This window comes from Streptomyces sp. NPDC107581, assembly GCF_055657175.1.
The window spans coordinates 93,322-116,974 of the sequence record NZ_JBVKBH010000019.1 but is presented as its reverse complement, the minus strand read 5'-3'; the positions used below and the strand labels follow the sequence as shown (position 1 = coordinate 116,974).

Here is a 23,653-nt window from a genome sequence, read left to right as displayed (position 1 = left end):
ACCGCAGATGACGACCACGGAGTCCCGCACCAAAGGGCGCAAGCCCGCACAGATCGTGGACATGTCCTGGGATCCGATCACCCGGATCATCGGCAACCTGGGCATCTACACGAAGATCGACTTCGCGAACCGGGAAGTCGTGGAGTGCCACAGCACCTCGTCGCTGTTCCGCGGCTACTCGGTGTTCATGAAGGGCAAGGACCCGCGCGACGCCGGGTTCATCACCTCGCGCATCTGCGGCATCTGCGGCGACAACCACACCACGTGCTCCAACTACGCCCAGCAGATGGCGTACGGCGTCAAGCCGCCGAAGATGGCCGAGCACATCACCAACCTCGGCGAAGCGGCCGAGTACATGTTCGACCACACCCTCTTCCAGGACAACCTGGTCTTCGTGGACTTCTGCGAGGCGATGGTCAAGGCCACCAACCCCGGTCTCCTGGCCCGCGCCGAACGCACCGACGCGCCGCGAGGGAACATCCACGGCTTCCGGACCATCGCCGACATCATGAAGGCCTTCAACCCCTTCGAGGGCGAGGTCTACAAGGAGGCGCTGAAGGTCAGCCGGGTCACCCGGGAGATGTTCTGCCTGATGGAAGGGCGGCACGTCCACCCCTCCACGCTGTATCCGGGCGGGGTCGGCACGATGCCGCAGCCGAACACCTTCACCGACTACCTCAGCCGGCTCATGCACGTCATCGACTTCGTGAAGAAGGCGGTGGCGATGAACGACGACGTCTTCGACTTCTTCTACGAGGCCCTGCCCGGCTACGAGGAGGTCGGCAAGCGCCGCATCCTGCTGGGCTGCTGGGGTGCCTGGCAGAACCCCGACGTCGTCGACTACCGCTACGCGACCATGAACGAGTGGGGCAAGGCGATGTACGTCACCCCCGGCATCGTCGTGGACGGCAAGCTGGTCACCAACAACCTGGTCGACATCAACCTCGGCCTGCGGATCATGCTCGGCAGCTCGTACTACGAGGACTGGGTCAACGAGGAGCCCTTCGTCACCCACGACCCGCTCGGCAACCCCGTCGACATGCGCCACCCGTGGAACCAGACCACGGTGCCGGTGCCGCAGAAGCGTGACTTCGACGGCAACTACAGCTGGGTGATGAGCCCGCGCTGGCACCACCCGCAGACCGGCGAGCACCTCGCCCTGGACACCGGCGGCGGGCCCCTCGCCCGGCTGTGGACGACCGCGCTGAGCGGCCTGGTCGACACGCCGTACGTCAAGGCCACCGGCAGCAGCGTGCGCATCTCGCTGCCCAAGGGAGAGTCGCTGCCGGAGACCACGCTGGAGTGGCACATCCCGAAGTGGAGCAACACCATTGAGAGGGACCGTGCCCGGCCGTACTTCGTCGCCTACGCCGCCGCCATGGCCCTGCAGTTCCTCGAGGAGGCGATGGGCATGCTCCGCGACGGCGACACCAAGGTGTACGAGAACTTCGAGGTGCCCGACGAGGCGATCGGCTGCGGCTTCCACGAGGCGGTGCGCGGAGTCCTCTCGCACCACCTGGTGATCCGCGACAAGAAGATCGCCAACTACCACCCGTACCCGCCCACCCCGTGGAACGCGAGCCCGCGCGACATCTACGGCACCCCGGGACCCTACGAGGACGCCGTGCACGGCCAGCCGATCTTCGAGGAGAACGGGCCCGACGACTTCAAGGGCGTCGACATCATGCGCACGGTCCGCAGCTTCGACCCCTGTCTGCCGTGCGGGGTGCACATGTATATGGGCAAGGGCAAGACGCTGTCGACCGTGCACTCCCCCACCTACGGAGCCAACCATGGCTGACCCGGCCGTACGGCTCCCGGATCCGGCCGTCGAGGCGCGGCTCGCCCGGCTCGACGAGGTGCTGGCGGGGCTGGAAGCAGTGCCCGGACCGGCCGCGCGCGAGGCGCTGGAGTCGGTGAGCCTGCTGACCGAGATCTACGGCGAGGCGCTCGCCCGGGTCCTGGACCATGCCGACGAGACACTGCGCGAGCACCTGGCCGACGACGAGCTGCTGGGGCACCTGCTGGTGCTGCACACCCTGCATCCCGAGCCCGTCGAGCGCCGGGCCGCCCGCGCGGTCGAGAAGCTGCGTCCCGCGGTGCGCGAACGCGGCGGTGACCTGGAGTGGGCCGGTGTCGAAGGGCAGGTGGCCCGAGTGCGGGTCAGCTCCGGCGGCGGGTGCGGTTCCGGGTGCGGCGGCGGGTCGGCCGACATCGTGGCGGCCGTCCGCGCGGCGGTGCTGGCCGCCGCCCCGGAGCTGACGGCCGTGGAACCGGTCGCCGAGGAGCGGCGGGCGGCCCCGGCCTTCGTCCCCCTGGCCACGCTGAAGCGCCGGACCGCGCCGCAGCCGCAGGGAGCGCGGTGACCGTGGACGGGGCGCTCGCCCGTGTCATCCGCTCGGCGGCCGGCCGGACCGCGGCCGACGAGCCCGAGGTGTGCGACCTGTGCGCCGCCCCGGTGGCCGAGGAGCACCCCCACCTGTACGACACCGGGGAAGCGCAGGTGCGGTGCGTGTGCCACCCCTGCTCGGTCCTGTTCGCCGAGGACGGGGCGGGCGAGGGACGGCACCGGCTCGTACCCCGGCGCCGGCTCAGGCTGCCGCCGGTCGACACGGCGGAACTGGGCGTACCGGTGGGCCTGGTGTTCTTCGTGCCGCGCTCCGACGGCACGGTCACCGCACAGGGGCCGAGCCCGGCCGGGGCCATGCGCTGGGAGGTGGACGCGGCGGCCTGGCAGCGCCTGGCAGCGGGGTCCGCGCAGCTCGCCTCCGTGGCACCCGAGGTGGAGGCGCTGCTGGTGAACACCGTACGGGGCTTCGACGAGCACTGGATCGTGCCCATCGACGACTGTTTCCGGATGGTCGCCCTCGTCCGCCGCGAGTGGCGGGGCCTGTCCGGTGGCGGCCGGGTCTGGCCGGCCGTCGAGCGGTTCTTCGCGGAGCTCACCGAGCGATCGTGAAGCCCAGAAAGGAGACGAGCATGGGCAGCATCAGAGTGGGCCGCCCCCAGGCGAAGCCCGACACGCCCAGCCATGTGCGCGGCCTGCACCAGGGCAACAAGGGCCCGTACGAGCATCAGAGCGGACACCACGTCGACGGCACGTCCGACGCGCGCCGCTCCACGGGGATCCACTGGAAACGGCATGACTCCCTGATCGAGGAAATGCCGAACATCTCGCCGGGATGAGAGAGAGCAGGGAGTGAGCGTGATGAACCGCTGCGGAAAGGCGAGGACAGCGAGATCGGCGGTGTCCGGACGTCAGGTGCTGATCGCCCAGGCCGTGCTGGTGGGCAGCCTGGCACTGGCCCTGCTGATGAAGGAACTGCCCAGCGTGGTACGTGAGTTGCGGATCATCCGGATGACCGGTGGTCTCCGCGCGAACCGTCGGTACCCCTGAGCCGGCCGTGCACGAGCTGTCGATCGCGACCGCGATCGTGGAGCAGGCCGAGGAGATCGCCCGGGCGGACGGCACCGAAAAGGTCTCGTCGGTGACCGTCCGGGTCGGTGAGCTCGCGGGGGTGGTACCGGACGCGCTGCACTTCGCCTTCGAGGTGGCGCGCGACGGCACGGCCCTCGCGGCGGCCCGGCTCGTCGTCGAGCAGGTGACCGCACGGGCCTGGTGCGGCGGGTGCGCGGAGGAGTTCGCGCTCGGCATGCCGCCGTTCTTCTGGTGCCCGCGCTGCGACCGGCCCTCGCAGGATCTGCGCAGCGGACGGGAACTGGAGATCACGGGCGTCGAAGCGGTGCCCTGACCGGGTACGGCCCCGCCGGCGTCTCCCGACCGGGTGCGGCCCCGCCGGTGCCTCGGGCTCCGGCGGGGCCGCACGCTGTCCGCATCCCGTCAGCAGATCCGCGGCAACTGCTCCCCCAGCGGCAGGTCCACCACCCGGGTGCCGCCGAGCGCGGTGGCCACGACCACCATCCCCGGATGTTCCTCTACGCACTCCCCGATGAGGACCGCGCCGGCGCCGTGCGGGTGGGCCCGCATCGCCGCGAGCACCCCCTCGGCCTCCGGCCGGGGCACGAAGGCCACCAGCCGGCCCTCGTTGGCGACGTACAGCGGGTCCAGTCCGAGGAAGCCGCAGGCGTTCGCGACCTCGTCCGGGACCGGAACGGCCCGCTCGTGCAGCCGCACGCCGGTGCCCGAGGCGCGGGCGATCTCGTTCAGGGAGGCGCCGAGGCCGCCGCGGGTGGGGTCGCGCAGCACGTGGACGTCCCGGGTGACCGCCAGCATGTCCGCCACCAGGCCGGCCAGCGGCGCGGTGTCGGAGGCGATCTCGATGCCGAACTCCAGGCCCTCCCGCACGCTCATGATCGCCACTCCGTGCAGGCCGATCGGGCCGCTGACGATGACGGCGTCGCCCGGCCGGGCGCGCTGCGGGCGGATGTCGACCCCGTCGGGGACGAGGCCGACGCCGGCGGTGGTGACGTAGACGCCGTCGCCGTGGCCGGACTCGACCACCTTGGTGTCGCCCGTGGCGACGACGACGTCCGCCGCCCGGGCGGCCGTCCCGATGGCGCGGGCGATCCGCTCGACGACGGCGAGTTCCACGCCCTCCTCCAGGACGAACGCCGTGGAGAGGTAGGCGGGCCGGGCGCCGCTCATCGCCAGGTCGTTGACGGTGCCGTTGACCGCGAGGTCGCCCAGGCTGCCACCGGGGAAGAACAGCGGCCGTACGACGTAGGAGTCGGTGGAGAACGCCAGCCGCGCGCCGCCGAGCTCGAGGACGGCCGAGTCGGCCATGGCGGCCAGGACGGGGTTGCCGTACGCGGGGGCGAAGACCTGCTCGATCAGTTCGGCGGACAGGGCGCCGCCCCCGCCGTGGCCCATCACGACGACCGGCTGGTCGCGCAGAGGGGCGGGACAGGTCCAGCTCGCCGGGTCGACGGCCGTTTCGGTGGCGAGGTCAGCCAACGGGGTTCATCTCCTCGCGCGGGATGCGGGATCCTTGCGGTGCCGGGCCGGTCATCCGGCGGTACAGGTAGTAGGCCGCGCAGGCGCCCTCGCTGGAGACCATGGTGGCGCCGAGCGGGCTGCGCGGGGTGCAGGTGGTGCCGAACGCCGCGCACTCGGTGGGCTTGATCAGTCCCTGCAGCACCTCGCCGGCGCGGCACTCGGCGGGTTCCTCGGTGCGGATGCCGGTGACGTCGAAGCGGTGCTCGGCGTCGTAGGCGCGGTAGGCCTCGCTCAGGCGCCAGCCGCTCGCGGGGATGCCGCCGATGCCGCGCCAGTTGCGGTCGGTGATCTCGAACACCTCCTCGATCATGCGCCGGGCCGCCGGGTTGCCCTCGTGGCGCACGGCCCGCGGGTAGGCGTTCTCCACCCGGTGCTCCCCGCGCTCCAGCTGGTGGACGGCGCGGCGGATGCCCTCCAGGATGTCGAGCGGTTCGAAGCCGGTGACGACGAGCGGCACCCGGTGCTTCTCGGCCAGGTCCGGGTACTCATCGGTGCCCATCACGCTGCACACGTGCCCGGCGGCGAGGAAGCCCTGCACCCGGCAGGCGGGGGCCGTCATGATGGCCTCGATCGCCGGGGGGACCCGCACGTGCGACACCAGCAGGCTGAAGTTGTCCAGGCCGAGGCGGCGCGCCTGGTGCACGGACATGGCGTTGGCGGGGGCGGTCGTCTCGAAGCCGATGGCGAAGAAGACGACCTGGCGGTCCGGGTTCCTGCGGGCGAGGTCGAGGGCGTCGAGCGGTGAGTACACCACGCGTACGTCACCGCCCTCGCCCTTGACCCGGAACAGGTCCCGGTCGGTGCCGGGCACCCGCAGCATGTCGCCGAAGGAACAGAAGATCACGTCCGGGCGGGCGGCGATCTCCAGCGCCTTGTCGATGACGTCCAGGGGTGTGACGCACACCGGGCAGCCGGGACCATGGATCAACTCCACCTGTTCCGGCAGGAGTTGGTCGATGCCGTGGCGGATGATGGAGTGGGTCTGGCCGCCGCAGACCTCCATCAGCGCCCACGGCCGGGTGACCGTGGCGCGGATCTCGTCCAGCAGCCGGCGCGCGAGGTCCGGGTCGTTGAACTCGTCGATGTACTTCACTGGACCTCACTCCCGCTCTCCTGCCGGGCCGCCTGCTGCCAGGCGTCGCCGAACTCCTCTTCCAGCAGCCCGAGTTGCTCGAACAGCTCCAGGGAGGCCCGGGCCGACTCCTCGTCCAGGCGCTGCAGGGCGAAGCCGACGTGGACGATGACGTACTCCCCCACCCGCACATCGGGCAGGTATTCCAGACACGCCTGTTTGCGCACTCCGCCGAAGTCGATCAGGCCGGTGAGCGGGTCGGCGCCGTCGTCGATGGCCACGACCTTGCCGGGCACTGCCAGACACATGGGTCACTCCGTCTCGTCGTTGATTGCCGTCGCCGCGACCATGAGCTGGCCGAGCGCCAGCCCGCCGTCGTTCGGGGGCACTTCGCCGTGCCGGAGGACGGTGAACCCGTCCATGGCCAGCAGGGCGGCGCACTCCTCCTCCAGCAGGCAGTTGGCGAAAACGCCCCCGGTGAGGGCGACTGTGGTCAGTCCGGCCGTCCCGCGGGCCCGGCGGCAGATCTCCGTGACGGCACGTGCCACGCCCCGGTGGAAGCGGGCCGCGAGCACCGGCGCGGGGGTGCCGCGGCGCCGGTCGGCGAGGAGGTCCCGCAGCGGCGGGACGATCTCCCAGCCGCCCTGCCGGCTCAGCCGGGCGGCCCGGAACCCGAAGGGGTACGCCCGGGTGTCCGCGGGCCACGCCCCGGTCGCCGCCGCCTCCAGTTCCGACGCGGCCTGCGCCTCGTGTCCCGCGCGGTGGCACACGCCGGTCAAAGAAGACACGGCGTCGAAGAGGCGCCCCATGCTGGAAGTCGCCACACAGGCCAGCTGCCGCTCCAACTGCTGCTTCAGCACGGCGAGTTCCGACTCCGAGCAGGCACTGACGCTCGGCAGATCCGGCTCCCACGGCAGTCCCGCCGCCCACAGCCGGGCCAGCGCCGTGCGGCAGGGGTTGGCCACCCCGGCGTCGCCGCCGGGCAGCGGGGCGGGGGTCAGGCGGGCGAAGCGCCGGTAGCCGGTGTAGTCGGCGAGCAGGACCTCGCCGCCCCATACGGTGCCGTCGTCGCCGTACCCGGTGCCGTCGAAGGCGACGCCGATCACGGGCGCGATGCCGTCGAGGCCGTGCTCGGCCATCGCCGAGGCGATGTGTGCGTGGTGGTGCTGGACCAGCGTCGGTGGTTCCAGGGCGAGTCGGGAGGCCCGTCGGCGCGCCCAGCCCGTCGAGTGGTAGCCGGGGTGCCGGTCGGCGGCGACCAGCCGAGGGGTGACTCCGGTGAGGCGGGCGAGGTGCCGTTCGGCCCGTCCGGCGGCTTCGAGGGTGGCCAGGTCGCCCATGTCGCCGATGTGCGGGCCGAACCAGGCGTGGTCGCCCTCGCCCAGGCAGAGGGCGTTCTTCAGATCGCCGCCGACCGCGAGCGCGGGACGGACCGGCACCGGGAGCCGCAGCGGGCGGGGGACGTACCCGCGGGAGCGGCGGAGCACCTGTTCGGTGCCGTCGGGGCGCACCCGCAGCAGGGAGTCGTCGCAGGGGGAGGCGATGGGCCGGTCGTGGGCGAGCCAGGCGTCGGCCAGCCCGGCCAGCCGGGTCAACGCGTCGGCGTCGTCGGTGACGATGGGCTCACCGGAACGGTTGCCGCTGGTCATGACCAGCACCCGGGGGCCGGGGGGATCTCCCGGCAGCCCGAACAGCAGGGAGTGGACGGGGGTGTAGGGCAGCATCACGCCCACGTGCGGGCTGCCCGGACAGACCTCGTCGGCCAGGCGCAGGCCGTCCGCCCGCGCGCGCCTGCGCAGCAGCACGATGGGGCGCCGGGCACCGGTCAGCACGGTCCGCTCGGCGTCGGAGACCACGGCGATGCCCTCCGCCGCGTCGAGGTCGGCGCACATCACGGCGAAGGCCTTGCCGCCCCGTTCCTTGCGGCTGCGCAGCGTGCCGACAGCCCGTGCATCGGTGGCGTCGCAGGCCAGGTGGTAGCCGCCGACGCCCTTGACGGCGACGATCCGCCCCGCGGCCAGCAGCGCCCGTGCCGTCGCCAGGGCGTCCGCGTCCCGGGCCGGGCGGACGCCGGTGGCGTCGGCCGGGACCAGGCTCAGCCGCGGGCCGCAGTCGGGGCAGGCGACGGGCTGCGCGTGGAAGCGCCGGTCGGCCGGGGCGCCGTATTCGCGGGCGCAGGCGGGGCACATGGGGAATCCGGCCATGGTCGTGGCCGCGCGGTCGTACGGCATCGCGGTGGCGATGCTGAAGCGGGGGCCACAGTGGGTGCAGGTGATGAACGGGTGGCGGTGGCGGCGGTCGGCCGGATCGGCCAGCTCGCGCAGGCAGTCGGCACAGGTCGCGGTGTCGGGCGGGAGCTGGGTCCGGCCGGCGGAGTGCTCGGTGGGGCGGATGGTGAAGGGGTCGGTGGCGCCGGTGGCCGGGAGGTCCTCGGAGCCGACGCCGGTGACCGCGGCGAGCGGCGGCGGCTGCTCGGCCAGCAGGTCGCAGAAGCGTCCGACGCCCTCCGCCGGACCCTCGACCTCGATGAGCACGCCGTTCGCGGTGTTGCTCACGAACCCGGCCAGCGCGAGGTCGGCGGCCAGACGGTGCACATACGGCCTGAAGCCGACCCCCTGGACCGTGCCGCGCACCGTGAGCCGGCGTCGTACCGGGCCGGTGACGGGTGTGGTCACGCGACGGGGGCGGAGGCGGGGTGGTGGTGGCCGTGGGGGTGCGGGGCGAGCGGGGGCCGGTGCGGCGGGGCGCCGTGCCGGGCGGCGAGCGCGTGCGCCAGGAAGGTGTCGACGCCGTCGCCGGTGCGGGCGCAGGACCGTACGATCTCCACCCCCGGGTTGACCCGCTGCACGTTCGCCCGGAAAGCGGCCTCGTCGAAGCCGGCCGCCTCGGCCAGGTCGGTCTTGGTGATGACGACCAGATGGGCGGAGCCGAACGCGGTGGGGTACTTCAGCGGCTTGTCCTCACCCTCGGTCACCGCCATCAGGACGATCCGCACCGTCTCGCCGAGGTCGTAGGACGCCGGGCAGACCAGGTTGCCGACGTTCTCGACGAAGAGCACGGCGGTGTCCGCCGGCAGCCAGCCCTCCAGCCGCTCGCGTACCTGCCGGGCCTCCAGATGGCACAGTCCGTCGGTGAGCAGTTGCTGGACGGGCGCGCCCGAGCGGGCGAGCCGGACGGCGTCGTTCTCGGTGGCGAGGTCGGCGGTGAGCGCGGCGACGGGGACGCTCCGCTCCACGGCTCGGGCCAGAACCCGGCCGAGGAGTTCCGTCTTGCCGCTGCCGGGGCTGGACAGCAGGTTGACCACCGCCACGCCCTGCCGTGTCAGGTCCTCGCGCAGGAGCGCGGCAAGGTCGTCGTTCTTCGCCAGGACAGCCTGTTTGACGTCGGACCGGCACATGGGCGCAGCTCCTCGGAGTCGTGACGCGGAGCCCCGGCCGCGTCCCGTGCGGTCCGGGGTCTCACCGATCTTCAGCCGCGCCGGCCCCGAGGCCGGGCAGCGCAGCCGCGTGCGGGGGGCCGGATTCCATCGGGCGGCCCAATGGGGGTGCCGGCGCGGCCGGATCCGCCAGCAGGACGGGGATCAGCGTGTGCAGTGCGTCCACGGCCCGCTCGACGGCCGCCCGCACCACCGGGCCGGGGCCCGGCAGGATGTCCTCGTCACCGCGCGGCAGGGTCTCGGGCTCGCAGGCCAGGACGAGCACCCGGGGCAGCGGCTCGTCGCCCAGGTGCGCGGCCAGGGCCAGCACCTTCTCCGGGTCCATGCCATGGGCCTCGGGTACGGCCGTGCCGTCGGGTGGTTCCGCCTCGATCAGGGTGAGGGTTCCGGGGCGCAGTCCGCGCGGGGCCGCGTCGACCAGGACGGCGGTGGCGTAGCCGTCGAGCAGGGTGTAGGCGAGGTCCATGCCGCGGATGCCGAAGTCCTGCACGCGCACCTGCGGCGGCAGCGGGCGCCGGTCGAGGGCGCGGATCACCTCGGGGCCGAACGCGTCGTCCCCGAGGAAGATGTTGCCGACGCCCGCCACGAGCAGCCGGCCGGGTGCGGGGCTCACCGGCCGCTTCCCGTGGCCGGTGCCAGGGGGCGCACGGAGCCGGCGGGCTTCTTGCGGACGAAGGCCGACCGCAGCGCGTGGTAGGGGGCTTCGGGGTCGAAGAAGATGGCGTACATCCTGGCGAGTTCGTCGCGCCGGTGGTCGGCGAGCGGTCGCACCTCCTCGTCCAGGCGGCGGGCCGCGGCCTTGGCGGCGATCCGTTTACGCAGATCGGGGGCGGCGGCGAGGTCGGCGGCCAGCCGCTCGACCTCGGCGGCGAACTCCCCCGGGGCGGCGGGCACCAGGCGGTCCACCAGACCGATCCGCCGGGCCGACGCGGCGCTGAGCGGCAGCGCCTGCTCGGTCAGCCGGCATGCGGTGTCGGCGCCGGCGCGGCGCGGCAGCGTGTACGTCCAGAACTCGGACCCGTACAGGCCCATCCGCCGGTAGTGCGGATTGAGGACGGCGCCCGCACGGCACCACACCTGGTCGGCGGCGAGGGCGAGCATGACGCCGCCGGCGGCGGCGTTGCCGGGGAGTGCGGCCACCACCAGCCGGTCGGTGGTGCGCAGCACCGTCTCGACCAGGTCGTCCATGGCGTTGAGGTTGGTCCAGGACTCCATGGCCGGGTCGGCGGCCGCCTCGATGACGTTCAGGTGGATGCCGTTGGAGAAGAAGTCACGGTCCGGGCCGAGCACCAGGACCGGAGTGGGGCGGGTGAGCGCGTACCGGTAGGCGGCGAGCAGTCTGCGGCACTGGTCGGTGCTCATCGCCCCGCCGGGGAAGGAGAAGGTCAGGAAGCCGGCGTCGCCGCGCTGCCGGTAGCGGACGTCGGTCCAGGTACGACGCTGCGGGGGCAGTTCGAACGGGACGGCGGCTTCCGGAAGGTCGGGCCTGTCCCGGCCGGAGATCGTGGCGAGCACGGAGGCCGCGGGGCGCCGGAAGGGTGCCGGATCGCCGGAGTTCTTGCGCGGGCGCAGTTCCGGGATCCACACGGCGCCGTCGCGGGTGGCCCGGCAGACCGCGCCCGCCCGGGTCGCCAGGAGTTCACCGGGGCTCCCGCGCAGCAGGTCCTCGGGGTGGCCGCCGTGCAGGAACACCTCCCGGCCGAGGAGTTCGTCCAGGACGCCCGGCTGCGAGTCGGCGCCGCGGAGTGCGCGCAGCACGCTCTCGGTGCTGTCGTTCTCCCAGTCGATCCGGCGCTGTTCCTGCCGGTGGACGTCGCGCCACACGACCTGGACGGAGTCGTCGGTCTGCGGGCGGGGTTTGTACGAGGCGTCGGCGTAACGGTGCACGGCCAGCAGGACGGCGGTGACGGCGGCGTCGGAGGCCTCGTTGCGGTACAGGTCGCTCTTGCCCACGGCCGGTACGGGGAAGGACTCGGCCGCCCAGATGTCGCCCGCGTCCATGGCCGCCTCGGCCTGGAGCACGGTCACACCCCAGCGGGGAGCCCCTTCGGCGATGGCCCAGTCCAGCGAGGAGGGGCCGCGGTCGCCGGGCGGTCCCGGATGCACGATCAGGCAGGTGTGCTCCTGCCAGACGTCCTCGGGCAGCGCCGTCTTCAGCATCGGCGCGACGACCAGGTCCGGGCGCATCTCGCGTACGGCGGCGCGGACGGGGTCGGCGCCGTGGCCGGCGAGCACGACGTCCACCCGGTGTCCCTGGTCCGACAGTTCGGCGTAGACCCGCTGGGAGAGGCTGTTGAACGCGCTGGCGACGAGCAAAATGTCCATGACACCGGATGTTCGTCGCTGCCCGGCGTGCCGGGAAGAACCCCTGCGGCGTTTCGCCCGCCTCGGCCGGGTCTCTTCCTCCATCCGGGTCGCATGCCCGCGCGACCGGATCGCCTGTCCGTACCGTCGGGATCGCAGGTCCGCACCCCGTCGGGATCGCATCCGACCGCGCACCCGGGCCGCATGTCCGCCCCGGGTCCGGATCACATCCGGAGCACATACGAAGCACATCTGGATCGCATCCGGATCGCCTCCCGCCGGGCCGTGGCTCCTGTCGGGGGCGGCACACCGGTCGCGGAGGTCGGAGAATACAAGTACTCGGCCATTGCCCCCGCGGGGAAGGAGCCGGACCCATGAAGCACGACGAGATGATCGGAAAAGTGCAGGCGCTCGCCCAGCTGCCCGACCGCGGATCGGCCGAGCGGGCGACGAACGCCGTGCTGAGCACCCTGTCGGAGCGGCTGCCGTCCGGGCTCGCCCGCCATGTCGCCGCCCAGCTGCCGCCGGACCTGGCGACGGTCGTGCGACAGGCGGACGACGGGGCCCACGGCGCCGACGCGGGCACCTCGGGCGAGCGGTTCGGGCTGCCCGTCTTCGCCGGACGGATCGCCGACCGGGCCGGCACGGACGAGGACACGGCCCTGCGCGATGCCGCGGCCGTACTGGAGGTGCTCGACGCGGCTCTCGCGCCCGAGCTGACCGAACGGATGGCCGGCGCGCTGCCCGCGGACATCCGGGAGCTGCTGCCCGTGGAACGCGCCCTCGGGTACGACTGAAGGACAGGCTGAGGCGGACTGACGCAGACGCGGTCGGAACTGCCCGCCGTCAGCGCCCCCGCCCGGCCGCGCTCCGGGACCGACCGCGCTCCGGGACCGACCGGGCCGCCCTCGCGCCCCGGCGCGGGGCGCATCACGGGGACCTTGGCCTTCGCTGTGCCCCCGGCGCGGACCGCATCACGCGGACCCCCGCCCTCGCCGCGCCCCCTCCGGCGCAGCGCCGGCCCGCCCGGACCCGCTCCGGCGGCGGGTCCGGCAGCCGTCCGTCACCCGTCTTCCTGGCTCAGTAGCAGCAGGTCAGCGCCGTCGGGAAGGCATCGCTCGGGCGCGTTGTCCGGCCCCGCCCACGGCTTGCCCTTACCGTTCTCTAGACGTGACGGACAGTCAGGAAACGGCAGCGGAGCGGAGGCGGGAGGCCTGGTGGGCGGTGCGGGCGGGCGGTCGGGCCGGGGACGCCGGGCGGGCGCGGCAGTGCTGCGCAGCAGGCCCTCGCACTCCGTGCGGCTCCCGGCGGGCGCCCGCGCCGAGCCGGACGGCCCGGTGGCCGCCCGCACGGTGCCGTGGCTGCGGGTCGCCGCCGCCTACGCCTGGCGGCTCATCCTCGTCGGCATCGTGGTCTACGGCGTCTTCAGCGTCCTGGGCCGGTTCCAGCTCATCGCGGTCGCGCTGTTCCTCGCCCTGGTCGTCACCTCGGTGCTGCGGCCGCTCGCCGATCTCCTGAACCGAGTCCTCCCCCGGCCCCTGAGCGTCGCCGTGGCCCTCGTCGGCAGCCTGCTGCTCCTGCTCGGTCTGTTCGCGCTCGTGGGCAACGCGGTGGCGAACGAGTCGGACAAGCTGGCGGGTGAGTTCCGGGGCGGAGTCCACCGGATCGAGGTGTGGCTGCAGGGTCCGCCGTTCCGGCTCAGCCCGGGCAAGCTCTCCGATCTGCAGCGCCAGGTGACGGACTACATCGCCGGGCACCAGGCCAGCCTGCTCAGCAGCGCCGTCTCGGGGCTGGGCCGGGTGGTCGAGGTGATCACGGGAGGGGCGCTCGCGCTCTTCGCCTCCGTCTTCTTCATCCATTCCGGCGAGCGCATGTGGGCCTGGGCGCGTGACCAGCTGCTGCCGAGCGGTGCCCGGGTGCGATGGGACCAGGCGGGACGTGCTGCCTGGCGCACGTTCGCCGGGTACACGCGCGGCATCATCATCGTGGCGGCGACCAACGCCGTCCTCGTCGGTGTCGCCCTGCTCGTGCTGCAGGTACCGCTCGCACTGCCGCTGACGCTGCTGGAGTTCTTCGCCACGTTCGTGCCCCTGGTGGGCTCGCCGGTGGCGCTCGGGGTGGCCACGGTGATCGCCCTGGCCGGGCGCGGGCCGCTCACGGCCGCGGCCGTGCTGGTGCTCATCGTCGTCATCGGCCAGCTCGAGGGGCATGTGCTGCATCCGCTGGTGATGAGCTGGGCGGTCCGGCTGCATCCGCTCGTCGTCGCCGTCTCCGTCATCGCGGGGAGCATCGTGGCGGGGGTGATCGGAGCCGTGGTGGCCGTCCCGTTCATCTCGGTGGTGTGGGCGGTACTGCGCGCCCTGCGAACGGCGCCGCCGTAGTCATATCCCTTGCCGGCCCCGCGAGTCGGCATGGTTCTCGCCTGATCCGAACATGGGATCAGTTGTTCGCTGGAACAGGTGATCGTCGCTCGTGAGAGCGGTGTGACGGGCGAGTCGGGACGATACTTTCCGTGTGCAAGCGACGGGCTGCAGACCGTGGTCGACGCACAGTCCCGCTCGGAGCAACACCGCAAGGAGCACCACGATCATGAACCTTCTCACCGACGTCCTCGCCGGGATCATCCACTTCATCGGCTGGCTGGTCTGACGTCCCCGGACGCGTGCAGAAGCGCGGCGCCGTCCCCCCGTCCCAGGGAGGCGGCGCCGCCGTCGTCGCACCGACCGTGCCGCCCGGCCCAGGGTCCGACATAAGGGTGGATCATGAAACGAGCGTGCTGGTGGCCATCCGCAACGCGTGGCTGTGACTGAGCACCGCAGTCACTCCATCGGACCTGCGCCCAGGGTCCATGACCGAGCGCCGGATCACCCTTCGGCCGGCAGAAGGACGTCCCACGGGCCTCGTCCCGCCGCCCTCTCGGCGACAGCCGCTACCGGCACGTTCGCAGGCCATCCCCGGCGCCGTGCACCGCCTCCCCGGTGGCGGCACCGGACCGGAGGAGAAGGCGGCCGCTCGCTCCGGCCAGCAGCAGACCGGCGACCATGCCGACCAGGCCGAGTCCGGGCCCGGAGAGCCAGTCGACGTGCGGGGCGCGCGCGGCCAGGACGACCGTCATGGCGAGGGCCGTGCCGGGCAGGGACAGCAGGGCGGGCCGGGTGCGTTCGAGGTCGTCCTCGGCGAGGGAGCCCAGCACACCCACCCCGAGGGCGAGGGCCCAGACGCCGAGGGCCTGGGCGTCCGCCCGGTTGGTGTGCCAGGGCACGAAGTCCGCCCAGAAGCCGGGGCGGAGCAGCAGTCCGGTGCCGATGCCGAGCCAGGACGAGCCGAGCACGGCCAGGGGCGGCTTCGACCAGCCGGGCAGCGGAGCGCTGCGCGGAAGGGCAGCCCCGGACCGGCGCAGGACCTGCCCGGCGAGGCAGATCACCGCTCCCACACACAGCAGCCCCAGCACGAACAGCCAGCCCAGGCTGAAGAAGACCGAGACGATCGGGCCGCCGTGGGCGACGTAGAGCCGGTCGGCGTTGAGCAGAGTGACCGCGAACAGGCCGGCGAGGACCACGGCCAGCGGGAGGACGAGGGTGCGGGCCTGCTCCCAGGTGCGGGCGCGGGCGAGGCTGAACAGAGCCGGGGAGGTGCCCAGCATGCCCGCACCGATGAGGCCGGGGCTCAGCGGATCCGGCGAGGGCCAGGCGCCGAGGACGTGCCCGGTCAGGGCGACGGCCGTGAGCGTTCCGCCGACCAGAAGGTTGTTCACCGCGACGGTGGTGGCCAGGAGGGCGACGCCGGCCGACAGCGCGCTGCCCGGCGCCGGTTCGGGTGCCGGTGCGGCACTGCGGGGCGGGCCGGAGGACTCTGCCATGGGAGGGTTCCGTTTCCGAGGGGTCGAACGGGCGGTCCGGGTACGGGAATCGGCGTACCGGCTAGGCCACCGGAGCCGTCGGGCGCGCGGCGGGCAGCGGGGCGGGGGCCGCGCGTCGGCGGACTTCACGGGCGTGGATCAGGCGCAGGCTCACCACCAGGGTGGCGCCGAAGGCAGTGAGCCCGCAGCCGATGGCGACACCGGCCGTCAGTGCGGTGAACCGGTCCAGGCCCAGCGGGTGCTGGAAGAGTGCCACCGCTCCGGCCGAGACCACGGGCGCAAGGCACAGCCCGGTCAGCTGGATCCGCCACTCCTCCCGGGCCCAGGGCCGGTCGCCGCGGGCGGCCCGCCGGGCCCCGAGAACCATCACCGCGTACGCCACGGCGTACGGCACCAGGTAGCCGGCCAGCAGGCGGCGTCCGCCGGCGCCGTGGGCGCAGAGGGCGTGCACGATCCAGCCGAGCGCGGCGGCACCCGCCAGGTGCGCGGCGGCGGTCACGGGCAGCGGCGCCCAGGACCGGCCGAGGCCGTCGACACCCGCCCGGCGGTCCCGGGCGCGCGCGGCGAGCAGCGCGCCGAACACCACGAGGGAGCCGAGGTGCATGATGGCCACCCGGTTGATCTCCGTCATCGGCAGGCCGGGCAGCACCGCCGGCAGGGCGCCCCACTCCAGGCGCAGCAGGGGCGCGGTGAGCAGGAAGCCGTAGCACAGGAGCATCCAGCGCTGGTGCAGATCGGGGAAGCCGCCGACGGCCGCGAGGATGCCGAAGGTGACGCTGAGGACCGTGCCGACCAGGATGGTGGCGAGGACGATCCAGAAGGCCGCGCCGCTGAACGCGTCCCGGGGCGCGGTGCGGGCGAGGTAGAGGCCGGCGCCGGCCATCGAGGCGTACACGGTGAGCGCGAACAGGACTCCGAGCGCGCGGTGCAGGCGTGCCCGTCGGCGGGTGGCGGTCAGCAGCTGCGCGGGGCCGAGCAGCATGAGCACTCCGCCCAGGACGGAGTGCACGATCATCGGGAGCAGGCTGTGCCGGTACGGGGCGACCCGGGTGGCGAGGGCGTCGGCGACGTAGCGGGGCGAGACCGAGTGCCCGAGGAGCCACTGCCCGAACGCGGGGGCGCCGGGGCGGGCGTACGGCCACAGCTCGGTCATCGCGATGGGTGCGTACCCGACGCACACGACCGTCAGGGTCACCATGGCGACACGGCGCCAGGTGCTGCTCGTCCAAGGACGCACGAAGACTCCTGCTCTCGGGCGGCCCCGGTCCGACCCGCCATAGTCTTTTCTGGACTATCGAAGGGTTACCGACGGTAGAGGGGCTCGCCGCAGAGGTCAACGGTCGCGGGCGAGACGGTCGTCCCGGGCCGGGCAGCGATCGCGGGCGATACGGGCGTCCGGGCCGGGCAGCGGTCGATACGGGCGCCCGGGCCGGGTCAGCGGTCGCGGACGCGTTCGTCCCGGTGCCGGACCCAGTCCCAGAATTCGGCCATCATCCGCTCGTAGCGGATGCCGAACTCCAGCGCCTCCCGCTGACCGGGGGTGAGCAACTCACCGACGTCCCGCGCCAGTTCCTCGTACTCGCCCAAGGTGCGTTCGTGTTCGCCGAGTTGGACGGGGGCGAGCAGTTCCGGACGGGCCCCGAACCACAGTTTCAGAATCCCCCGTTCCCGCGCCTCGACCGGGACGAACTCGGAGTCGGCGAGCCACCGCCCAAGGGCTCGCCGACCCGGGTCGGTCAGCTGCAGTACGCGGCGGTTGCGGCGGCCCTCCTGGCGCACCTCGGTCAGCAGCCCGGCCGCGAGCAGCCGGTCGCACTGTGCGTAGACCTGCGCGTGCGGCACCGACCAGAAGGGCGCGACGGTGCGGCCGGCCTCCACCTTCACGTCGTACGCGCTCGCCTCGCCGAGCTTGTCGATGACACCGAGCACCAGGTACGAGGAGGTGGTCAGCCGGGGTTCAGCCATGGGGCCGACCGTACCGTGCGCGGGGCGCGGCAGGGGCCCGGGGTGGTCCGGACGGAGCGCCCGGAGGGGTGTCGCCGGCGATGGCCGGGGGCGCGCGAACCCCATGCTTCGCCGAACCGTCCGCTCCCGGCATGGTGATCGCCATGACTCCGATAACCGGCATGGATCTGACCGGCTTCAGCGAGCGCGAACCCGGCGTGTGGACGGACGCGGCGGGGCTCGTCCTGTCGGTCCACTTCTTTCCCCTCGTACCCGATCTGCCCGCCCCGCTGGACGAGTTCGAGCGGTTGCGGACGGCGCGGGCGGCCGGTGTGGGCCAGCAGGGGGGCGGGCTCATCGAGGCGGTGCCCGGCGAGGTGCACGGGGTCCCGGCACTCCGTCAGCTGATCAAGGTGCGCCTGCCCGGCGCGGCGCACGGCCAGGCGTTCCTCGGCTCGTGGACCATACCCAAGGCCGGATGCAGCACGGTCCTGAAGGTGCAGGCCGCGGAGGGCGCGATGACCGGCCTGCGGGAGGCCATGGTGGCCGACCAGGTGGGATTCGACGCCTACTTCCGGCCCCACCCGTACTCCGACGGCGGCCAGTTCGGCGGGTTGCCGTGCCACGTGGCCGACGACGAGCAGTGGGACGCACAGTTCCCCGACCACCCGCTCACCCTGGTCCGGGCAGCGCTGCGGCGCATCACGCCGACCGTCACGCTCGACGAGCGGTTCCGGCAGCTGCCCCCGTTCGCGGGCCCCGTCCCGCCCCCGCAGCATCCTGCGGCGCCGCCTGCCGCCACCCCTGCCCCTGCCCCGCCCAAGCGCGGCTGGTTCCGCCGCGCCGGAGGACGCTGACGGACCGGAATCCAGCGGGACGCTCACGGGTCAGGAATCCACAGGACGCCGGCGGACCGGGAACCGCCCGTGCTGCGCAGCCTGCGCGCGCCCTCTCGTCAGGCCCTTGTTACACGTGTAACATCGTCCCGGCACGAGACCCGGACAGTCGCTCAGGCTGATGACGGAAGGCCCCGGACATGACCTCGACCGCGCCCGCCCCGCTCGACACGGGCTGGCCCCCTCCTCGCTTCCTGGCCCCCGCTCCGCCCCTCGTCGGTTCCGACGGCGTGCGGCGCTTCCACGGGCTGAGCTATGCCCGGACGCCGGGCTACCGCCCCTGCCTGCTGGACGTCCACGTACCGGCCGGGCAGGAAGCCGTACCGGCGGTCGTCTGGATCCACGGGGGCGGCTGGCTGGAGGGCGACCGCCGCTATCCGCCGCCGACCGTGCCCGCCGAGCTGCTGCACGGCGCGGTGCTCGGCGCGGGCCTCGCACTGGTCTGCGTCGACTACCGGCACAGTCTCGAAGCGCCCTTCCCCGCCCAGCTGCACGACGTCAAGGCGGCCATCCGTTACGTACGGCGGCACGCCGGCCACCTCGGCATCGACGCGGAACGCATCGGCGCCTGGGGCGAATCGGCGGGGGGCCACCTGGCCGCGCTCGCCGGACTCGTCCGCCCGGACGCCGACGGAGCGCCGCTCGAGGGCCGGGAGGGCGTACAGGACGAGGACAGCAGCGTGCGGGCGGTGGTCGACTGGTACGGCGTCTCGGAGATCGAGCCGCTGCTCGGACAGTCCCCCTTGCCGTCCCTTCCGGGCCTGCCGCCGTATCCGGACCCCATCACGTCACTGCTCGGCGGCACGGAGGAGAACCGGCGGGAGCGGGCCCGCGCCGCGAGTCCGGTGACGTACGCGGGAGCCACGACTCCGCCCCCGTTCCTGCTGGTTCACGGCCGGGAGGACCGGGTTGTGCCGTTCGACCAGAGCGAGGCGCTGGAGCGGGCGCTCACCGGTGCCGGCGGAGCCGTGACGCTGCGTCCCGTCGAGGGAGCCGACCACATCTTCCTCGGATCCGCGGAGGTGGCCGCCGTCGTCGCGGAGAGCGTCGACTTCCTGCGGCGCCACCTGGCCGTCTGACCGTCCGATCCGGCGCCGTCCGCTCCGCCGGCGGCGCGCGCGGCACCGCGCGCGGTCAGGCGGACCGGCGGCGTACCAGGGCGGGTTCGACGCCGGGCAGGGGCGCGGCGGTGCCGTTCTCCATCAGTTCGTGCACCGCCGCGGCGACCTGCGCGGCCGAGGGCAGGTCCAGCCGGATCGTCGTCAGGGACGGCCGCTGCAGGGCCGCCGTCACCAGGTCGTCGCAGCCGACCACGGCGACGTCCCCGGGAACCTCGACGCCCTCGTCCAGCAGGGCGCGCAGCAGCAGCGCGGCGTACTCGTCGTTGTAGGCGAAGACGCCGTCCAGATCCCGCCACGCCCGGCTGCGCGCCAGTTCGACGGCGGACTCACGCGTGTAGGCCATCTCCATCGGGGTCACGGTCGCCACCGTCCGGGCGGCCACACTGCGCGCACCGGCCAGCCGCGGTGCGGCGAACGCGGACAGGCCGCGCTCCCGGGGCATGAGGACCGCGACGCGCCGGCGGCCGTTCGCCAGCAGATGCTCGGTGGCGAGCACGCCCACGTGCTGGTCGTCGAAGGCGACTGTGTGCACGCCGTCGACGGGCTGCGGCGCGAACGCCATCAGGGCCCGGACCCCGGCTCGGCGCAGGACGTCGGCGCTGCCTGCGGTGAGGCTGGAGCCGTCCAGCGCCAGCACCGCGCCGGGGCGCAGCTCGGCCCAGGAGCGGGCCGCGGCGACGGGGTCGGCGAACCGTCCCGCGTGCAGGACCGTGGTGCAGCCGTACTGTTCGAGTTCCGTGTGGAGCTCGTCGATCCAGCCGCTCACCAGGCGTCCGATGGCGGAGACGGCGGTCGGGATCAGCACCAGGTTGTTGCGGCCCGCCCGCAGCGAGCGGGCCGCCGCGTGCGGTACGTACCCGAGGGTGTCCGCCGCGGCGAGGACCTTCGCGCGGGTCGCCTGGCTGACGCGGTGGGCCTGGGTGTTGTTCAGCACGAAGGAAACGGTGGCCCGTGAGACGCCCGCCAGCCGCGCCACATCGGCGCTGGTGACGGCAGCGACCGGTTTCCTCGCCATGCTTCCCTTCCGCTCGCGGGACCCGGTGTCCCGCGGGCCCCAAGGGTACAGGCGCGCTCTGCAACACGAGTAAGCAACGACGAAGCCTCGTCGATGCAAGCCTCTATTCAGCCAGGCATCCGGAGTGCTACACAAGAACCCATCGCCGCAGTTACTCGTGTAATCAATGTGGGTGACCGACGCGTGCGATCAGCGGTCCGACACCCGCGGATGCCCCTCGCAGAGCCGCCCCCACCCGCCTCGCGGCTCGGCCCGTTCCTGAATCCTTCCTCCCCAGGAGTCGACATGCCCCCGTTCTCCGCGACAGACGAAATCCGGCCGGCCAGTGCCGCCGATGCCCCCGGTTCCCGGCGGCGTGGGCTGATGCCGCTGCTCCTGGTCGCCAACGCCTCCATGTACGCCGTCTACATGGGCGTCGGATCCGTCCTGCTGCCCACCCAGGTCGAGGCGATCGACCCGGACCACAAGGTGGCACTGCTCGGACTGATCGGCGGGGTCAGCGCGGTGTTCGCCACCGCGTGCAACCCGATCGCCGGGGCTCTGTCGGACCGCTCCGGGCGGCGCAATCCGTGGGTGCTCGGCGGCGCCCTGGCCTCGCTCGCCGGCCTCGCCCTCCTGGGCAGCGTGCGCACGGCCCTGCTGGTCGGGATCGCCTGGTGCCTCGTCCAGGCGACCATGAACGTCTACCAGGCCGCCGTCACGGCGATCGTGCCCGACCGCATTGCGCCCGAGCGCCGGGGCACCGCCTCCGCGCTGGTGGGGCTGGCCCTGCCCGTGGGCGGCACCCTCGGCGTGCTGATCGCCTCGCAGACCGCGGACCATCTCCCGGCGGGCTACCTCACGTTGGGGCTCGTCGCCGCCGCGGCCGCCGTGCTGCTGACCGCGCTGTGCCGGGACGTTCCGCGCGAGCCGAGCGCCGCGCCCGCGCCCTCGGTGCCCTGGCGCCGTCGCACGGCACTCTTCCTGTCCGCGCTGGGCAACAGAGACTTCCGCTGGGCCTTCGTCGGCCGGGCCCTGATGGTGCTGGGCTACTTCTCCGTCGTCGGCTACCAGCTCTACATCCTCGACGACCACATCACGCTGCCCGAGGGGCTGCGGCCGGCCGAGGCGATGGCCGTCCTCACTCCGGTCTCGATGGCCGCGATGGCCGTCTCCACACTGGTCGGCGGAGTGCTGTCGGACCGCTGGAACCGGCGCAAGATGTTCGTCTTCGTGTCCGCCGCGCTCGCCGGCCTCGTCATGGCGGTGCCGGTGGTGGCGCCCACCTGGCCGGGCATGCTCGTCTTCAGCGCGCTCAACGGGCTGGCGTTCGGCTGCTTCATGGCCGTGGACACCGCCGTGGTCACGCTGGTCCTGCCGCGCGCGGAGGACGCCGCGCGCGACATGGGCGTGCTGAACATCGCCAACGCCGGTCCGCAGATCGTCGCCCCGTTCGTCGCCTCCGCCGTGGTCACCGCGCTGGGCGGCTACACGCCGCTGTTCCTGTTCGGCGGCGCCCTGTCGCTGCTCGGCGCACTGGCCATCTGGCCCATCCGCGGCGTGCGCTGAGGCGCGACCGCCCGACCACCGGGCCGCCCGACCACCGGGCCGCCGGACCACCAGGCCACCAGGCCACCAGGCCACCGGGCCGCCGGGCCGCCGAGCCGCCGAGCCGCCGGGCCGCCGTGTCAGCGTGCCGTCAGCGGTCCCTGCCACTGTTGTTCCCGTGAACGGCACGGGAGACCGGGCCGGGAGCGAGGAGAGGTGCCCGGAGTGGTTTATCGGGGACCACTGAGCACGCCTCACGGTCGGGCCTCACGGCCTGCGCAGGTTCGAATCCTGCCCTCTCCGCTCGGCCTCCCCGGGGCGGCACGGCCGTTGTCCGCGGTGACCGGCGCATCGGCCGCACGGCGATCCGCAACCGCCCTCCCGGGAGCGCGGTGACCGGCCCGCCCAGGTGCTCGGCACCCGGGCGGGGGTGAGCGATCCCGGCGGCACGTCAGCCGGTGGCGAGCACCTTCAGCCTGTCCATGGCGCCGTTGAACCGGTCATGGTCCCCGACGGTCGGGCCGGAGGAGGTGTACTGCCACATCGTGTACGTGGGCCAGCCCGACGGCAGTGTCCCCACCGCCGAGGCGTACCGGGCGATCCAGAGGGGGTTGGTCGCGCCGAAGCCCGCGTAGTCGCCGGTGCACTCCGTCCACCAGCTGGTGGCGGTGTAGACGACGGCGTCACGGCCGGTGCGGGTCTTGTAGCGGTTCAGGAAGTCGCGGATCCAGGTGACCATCGCGCTCTTGGACTTGCCGTAGCAGGAGTCGCCGTACGGGTTCCATTCGATGTCGAGCACGCCGGGCAGCGTCTTGCCGTCCTTGGACCAGCCGCCGCCGTGGTCGACGAAGTAGTCGGCCTGGGCGACGCCGCCCGAACTGTCCGGGGTCGCGAAGTGGTACGCGCCGCGGATCATGCCGATGTCGTAGGAGCCGTTGTACTGCTGGGCGAAGTAGGGGTTCGTGTAGGAGGTCCCCTCCGTGGCCTTGGTGTAAGCCCACTTGACGCCGCTGCCCCACAGACTGGACCAGGTGACGTCGAGCTGGTGGCTGGAGACGTCCACGCCTTCGGTCTGGGTGACACGGGGGACCGACTCGGCGGGATTCTCGGTGACGTCCGCGCCGTCGTGGGCGAGTACCCCCATGCCCATGTAGGCGCTGCCGCGCTTGGGCGCGGTGTCGGCCGTCGAGGGCATGGCCGGAGGGATCGACAGGAGCAGCAGGAGGCCGGTCAGGGCGCCGGTGCCGGACCAGCGCGAGCGGCGGGATATCTGGCTTCTCACGCCCTCCATCTGACTCCCGGTCGGAGCGCACCGCACTCCGGATACCGCCCAACGAAGGCAATCCGGCCGGGGGGTTAGCCCATGCGGGTGGCACCGCGGCTCCGGTGCCGGCGTGGGGGGGGGGGGGAGGAGAAGGGAAGAAAAAAAAACAAAGAAGGGGGAGACAAGAGGGAAGAGGGGGGGGGGAAAAAAAGAGGGGAAAAGTGTGGTGGGGGTGAGGGGGGGGAAACTCAACCCTCC

General features: G+C 73.1%; 24 protein-coding genes and 1 pseudogene. 13 read left to right on the top strand and 12 right to left on the bottom strand.

What is annotated here, in order from left to right; genetic code table 11:
* The first annotated feature begins 7 nt into the window (after positions 1–7).
* From ACZ7P3_RS36435 to hypA, 6 genes are all read left to right on the top strand, one after another.
* Positions 8–1,801 carry a nickel-dependent hydrogenase large subunit gene (locus ACZ7P3_RS36435; RefSeq protein WP_472088346.1) on the top strand — a complete coding sequence of 598 codons (1,794 nt, stop codon included), beginning with the start codon at positions 8–10 and terminating at the stop codon, positions 1,799–1,801.
* A complete protein-coding gene (locus ACZ7P3_RS36430; RefSeq protein ID WP_472088344.1) occupies positions 1,794–2,366 on the top strand; it encodes a NifU family protein in 573 nt (190 codons plus the stop codon). Before ACZ7P3_RS36435 ends, ACZ7P3_RS36430 begins: the two co-directional genes overlap by 8 nt.
* Positions 2,363–2,959: a DUF5947 family protein gene (locus ACZ7P3_RS36425; protein ID WP_472088342.1), complete on the top strand. Its 597-nt coding sequence runs from the start codon at positions 2,363–2,365 to the stop codon at positions 2,957–2,959. The genes ACZ7P3_RS36430 and ACZ7P3_RS36425 overlap by 4 nt, the downstream gene beginning before the upstream one ends.
* A gap of 20 nt (positions 2,960–2,979) precedes the next feature.
* Positions 2,980–3,186 (top strand): hypothetical protein, encoded by a 207-nt coding sequence (locus ACZ7P3_RS36420; RefSeq protein ID WP_472088341.1) that lies wholly within the window; start codon positions 2,980–2,982, stop codon positions 3,184–3,186.
* Between the two features lie 61 nt (positions 3,187–3,247).
* Positions 3,248–3,397, top strand: a complete 150-nt coding sequence (locus ACZ7P3_RS36415; RefSeq protein WP_472088339.1) for a hypothetical protein — start codon at positions 3,248–3,250, stop codon at positions 3,395–3,397.
* A 7-nt stretch (positions 3,398–3,404) separates the two neighbouring features.
* On the top strand, positions 3,405–3,752 hold the full coding sequence (gene hypA / locus ACZ7P3_RS36410; protein ID WP_472088337.1) for a hydrogenase maturation nickel metallochaperone HypA: 348 nt from the start codon (positions 3,405–3,407) through the stop codon (positions 3,750–3,752).
* Positions 3,753–3,841: 89 nt separating this feature from the next.
* On the opposite strand, the gene hypE is transcribed toward hypA, so the two are convergent.
* The 7 genes from hypE to ACZ7P3_RS36375 all read right to left on the bottom strand — a co-directional run bounded on the left by hypE (position 3,842) and on the right by ACZ7P3_RS36375 (position 11,790).
* The gene (gene hypE / locus ACZ7P3_RS36405) at positions 3,842–4,915 is read right to left on the bottom strand and encodes a hydrogenase expression/formation protein HypE (protein WP_472088336.1); all 1,074 of its coding nucleotides are present in this window, start codon (positions 4,913–4,915) and stop codon (positions 3,842–3,844) included.
* Positions 4,908–6,050 carry a hydrogenase formation protein HypD gene (gene hypD / locus ACZ7P3_RS36400; RefSeq protein ID WP_472088334.1) on the bottom strand — a complete coding sequence of 381 codons (1,143 nt, stop codon included), beginning with the start codon at positions 6,048–6,050 and terminating at the stop codon, positions 4,908–4,910. Before hypD ends, hypE begins: the two co-directional genes overlap by 8 nt.
* Positions 6,047–6,337, bottom strand: a complete 291-nt coding sequence (locus tag ACZ7P3_RS36395; RefSeq protein WP_472088332.1) for a HypC/HybG/HupF family hydrogenase formation chaperone — start codon at positions 6,335–6,337, stop codon at positions 6,047–6,049. The genes hypD and ACZ7P3_RS36395 overlap by 4 nt, the downstream gene beginning before the upstream one ends.
* Before the next feature lie 3 nt (positions 6,338–6,340).
* Positions 6,341–8,704, bottom strand: a complete 2,364-nt coding sequence (gene hypF / locus ACZ7P3_RS36390) for a carbamoyltransferase HypF (RefSeq protein ID WP_472088330.1) — start codon at positions 8,702–8,704, stop codon at positions 6,341–6,343.
* Entirely contained in the window at positions 8,701–9,426 is a 726-nt protein-coding gene (hypB, locus tag ACZ7P3_RS36385; RefSeq protein ID WP_472088328.1) for a hydrogenase nickel incorporation protein HypB, read from the bottom strand. The genes hypF and hypB overlap by 4 nt, the downstream gene beginning before the upstream one ends.
* A gap of 61 nt (positions 9,427–9,487) precedes the next feature.
* Positions 9,488–10,078 carry a hydrogenase maturation protease gene (locus ACZ7P3_RS36380; protein ID WP_472088327.1) on the bottom strand — a complete coding sequence of 197 codons (591 nt, stop codon included), beginning with the start codon at positions 10,076–10,078 and terminating at the stop codon, positions 9,488–9,490.
* Positions 10,075–11,790: a hydrogenase maturation protein gene (locus ACZ7P3_RS36375; RefSeq protein ID WP_472088326.1), complete on the bottom strand. Its 1,716-nt coding sequence runs from the start codon at positions 11,788–11,790 to the stop codon at positions 10,075–10,077. Before ACZ7P3_RS36375 ends, ACZ7P3_RS36380 begins: the two co-directional genes overlap by 4 nt.
* Positions 11,791–12,143: 353 nt before the next feature.
* Between ACZ7P3_RS36375 and ACZ7P3_RS36370 the strand changes: the two genes are divergently transcribed.
* The 3 genes from ACZ7P3_RS36370 (at position 12,144) to ACZ7P3_RS36360 (ending at position 14,418) form a co-directional block, all read left to right on the top strand.
* The gene (locus tag ACZ7P3_RS36370) at positions 12,144–12,566 is read left to right on the top strand and encodes a DUF2267 domain-containing protein (RefSeq protein ID WP_472088324.1); all 423 of its coding nucleotides are present in this window, start codon (positions 12,144–12,146) and stop codon (positions 12,564–12,566) included.
* A gap of 420 nt (positions 12,567–12,986) precedes the next feature.
* The gene (locus tag ACZ7P3_RS36365; RefSeq protein ID WP_472088323.1) at positions 12,987–14,150 is read left to right on the top strand and encodes an AI-2E family transporter; all 1,164 of its coding nucleotides are present in this window, start codon (positions 12,987–12,989) and stop codon (positions 14,148–14,150) included.
* 133 nt (positions 14,151–14,283) lie between these two features.
* Positions 14,284–14,418, top strand: a complete 135-nt coding sequence (locus ACZ7P3_RS36360; protein ID WP_472088321.1) for a hypothetical protein — start codon at positions 14,284–14,286, stop codon at positions 14,416–14,418.
* A 280-nt stretch (positions 14,419–14,698) separates the two neighbouring features.
* Here ACZ7P3_RS36360 and ACZ7P3_RS36355 read toward each other — a convergent pair whose 3' ends face one another.
* The 3 genes from ACZ7P3_RS36355 to ACZ7P3_RS36345 all read right to left on the bottom strand — a co-directional run bounded on the left by ACZ7P3_RS36355 (position 14,699) and on the right by ACZ7P3_RS36345 (position 17,593).
* Positions 14,699–15,628 carry a hypothetical protein gene (locus ACZ7P3_RS36355; protein ID WP_472088320.1) on the bottom strand — a complete coding sequence of 310 codons (930 nt, stop codon included), beginning with the start codon at positions 15,626–15,628 and terminating at the stop codon, positions 14,699–14,701.
* Positions 15,629–15,689: 61 nt separating this feature from the next.
* Entirely contained in the window at positions 15,690–16,865 is a 1,176-nt protein-coding gene (locus tag ACZ7P3_RS36350; protein ID WP_472088318.1) for a DUF2306 domain-containing protein, read from the bottom strand.
* 197 nt (positions 16,866–17,062) lie between these two features.
* Positions 17,063–17,593, bottom strand: a complete 531-nt coding sequence (locus tag ACZ7P3_RS36345; RefSeq protein ID WP_472088317.1) for a PadR family transcriptional regulator — start codon at positions 17,591–17,593, stop codon at positions 17,063–17,065.
* A gap of 143 nt (positions 17,594–17,736) precedes the next feature.
* Here ACZ7P3_RS36345 and ACZ7P3_RS36340 point away from each other — a divergent pair, with 143 nt between their 5' ends.
* Positions 17,737–18,429 carry a hypothetical protein gene (locus tag ACZ7P3_RS36340; RefSeq protein ID WP_472088315.1) on the top strand — a complete coding sequence of 231 codons (693 nt, stop codon included), beginning with the start codon at positions 17,737–17,739 and terminating at the stop codon, positions 18,427–18,429.
* Positions 18,430–18,608: 179 nt separating this feature from the next.
* Positions 18,609–19,547, top strand: a complete 939-nt coding sequence (locus tag ACZ7P3_RS36335) for an alpha/beta hydrolase fold domain-containing protein (protein WP_472088314.1) — start codon at positions 18,609–18,611, stop codon at positions 19,545–19,547.
* Between the two features lie 55 nt (positions 19,548–19,602).
* On the opposite strand, the gene ACZ7P3_RS36330 is transcribed toward ACZ7P3_RS36335, so the two are convergent.
* Positions 19,603–20,604, bottom strand: a complete 1,002-nt coding sequence (locus ACZ7P3_RS36330) for a LacI family DNA-binding transcriptional regulator (protein ID WP_472088313.1) — start codon at positions 20,602–20,604, stop codon at positions 19,603–19,605.
* 285 nt (positions 20,605–20,889) lie between these two features.
* Between ACZ7P3_RS36330 and ACZ7P3_RS36325 the strand changes: the two genes are divergently transcribed.
* Both ACZ7P3_RS36325 and ACZ7P3_RS36320 read left to right on the top strand, forming a co-directional pair.
* A complete protein-coding gene (locus ACZ7P3_RS36325; RefSeq protein ID WP_472088311.1) occupies positions 20,890–22,152 on the top strand; it encodes an MFS transporter in 1,263 nt (420 codons plus the stop codon).
* Positions 22,153–22,341: 189 nt separating this feature from the next.
* Positions 22,342–22,434 (top strand): annotated as a pseudogene (locus ACZ7P3_RS36320).
* Positions 22,435–22,582: 148 nt separating this feature from the next.
* On the opposite strand, the gene ACZ7P3_RS36315 reads toward ACZ7P3_RS36320, so the two are convergent.
* Entirely contained in the window at positions 22,583–23,422 is an 840-nt protein-coding gene (locus ACZ7P3_RS36315; protein ID WP_472088310.1) for a lysozyme, read from the bottom strand.
* Between the last annotated feature and the right edge of the window lie 231 nt (positions 23,423–23,653).

Coding starts and splice junctions, on each gene's coding strand:
- ACZ7P3_RS36435 (WP_472088346.1), top strand. CDS start 8: ATGACGACCACGGAGTCCCGCACCAAAGGGCGCAAGCCCGCACAGATC.
- ACZ7P3_RS36340 (WP_472088315.1), top strand. CDS start 17,737: ATGACTCCGATAACCGGCATGGATCTGACCGGCTTCAGCGAGCGCGAA.
- ACZ7P3_RS36420 (WP_472088341.1), top strand. CDS start 2,980: ATGGGCAGCATCAGAGTGGGCCGCCCCCAGGCGAAGCCCGACACGCCC.
- ACZ7P3_RS36315 (WP_472088310.1), bottom strand. CDS start 23,422: ATGGAGGGCGTGAGAAGCCAGATATCCCGCCGCTCGCGCTGGTCCGGC.
- ACZ7P3_RS36355 (WP_472088320.1), bottom strand. CDS start 15,628: ATGGCAGAGTCCTCCGGCCCGCCCCGCAGTGCCGCACCGGCACCCGAA.
- ACZ7P3_RS36370 (WP_472088324.1), top strand. CDS start 12,144: ATGAAGCACGACGAGATGATCGGAAAAGTGCAGGCGCTCGCCCAGCTG.
- ACZ7P3_RS36325 (WP_472088311.1), top strand. CDS start 20,890: ATGCCCCCGTTCTCCGCGACAGACGAAATCCGGCCGGCCAGTGCCGCC.
- hypB (WP_472088328.1), bottom strand. CDS start 9,426: ATGTGCCGGTCCGACGTCAAACAGGCTGTCCTGGCGAAGAACGACGAC.
- ACZ7P3_RS36375 (WP_472088326.1), bottom strand. CDS start 11,790: ATGGACATTTTGCTCGTCGCCAGCGCGTTCAACAGCCTCTCCCAGCGG.
- ACZ7P3_RS36345 (WP_472088317.1), bottom strand. CDS start 17,593: ATGGCTGAACCCCGGCTGACCACCTCCTCGTACCTGGTGCTCGGTGTC.
- ACZ7P3_RS36335 (WP_472088314.1), top strand. CDS start 18,609: ATGACCTCGACCGCGCCCGCCCCGCTCGACACGGGCTGGCCCCCTCCT.
- ACZ7P3_RS36430 (WP_472088344.1), top strand. CDS start 1,794: ATGGCTGACCCGGCCGTACGGCTCCCGGATCCGGCCGTCGAGGCGCGG.
- ACZ7P3_RS36395 (WP_472088332.1), bottom strand. CDS start 6,337: ATGTGTCTGGCAGTGCCCGGCAAGGTCGTGGCCATCGACGACGGCGCC.
- ACZ7P3_RS36330 (WP_472088313.1), bottom strand. CDS start 20,604: ATGGCGAGGAAACCGGTCGCTGCCGTCACCAGCGCCGATGTGGCGCGG.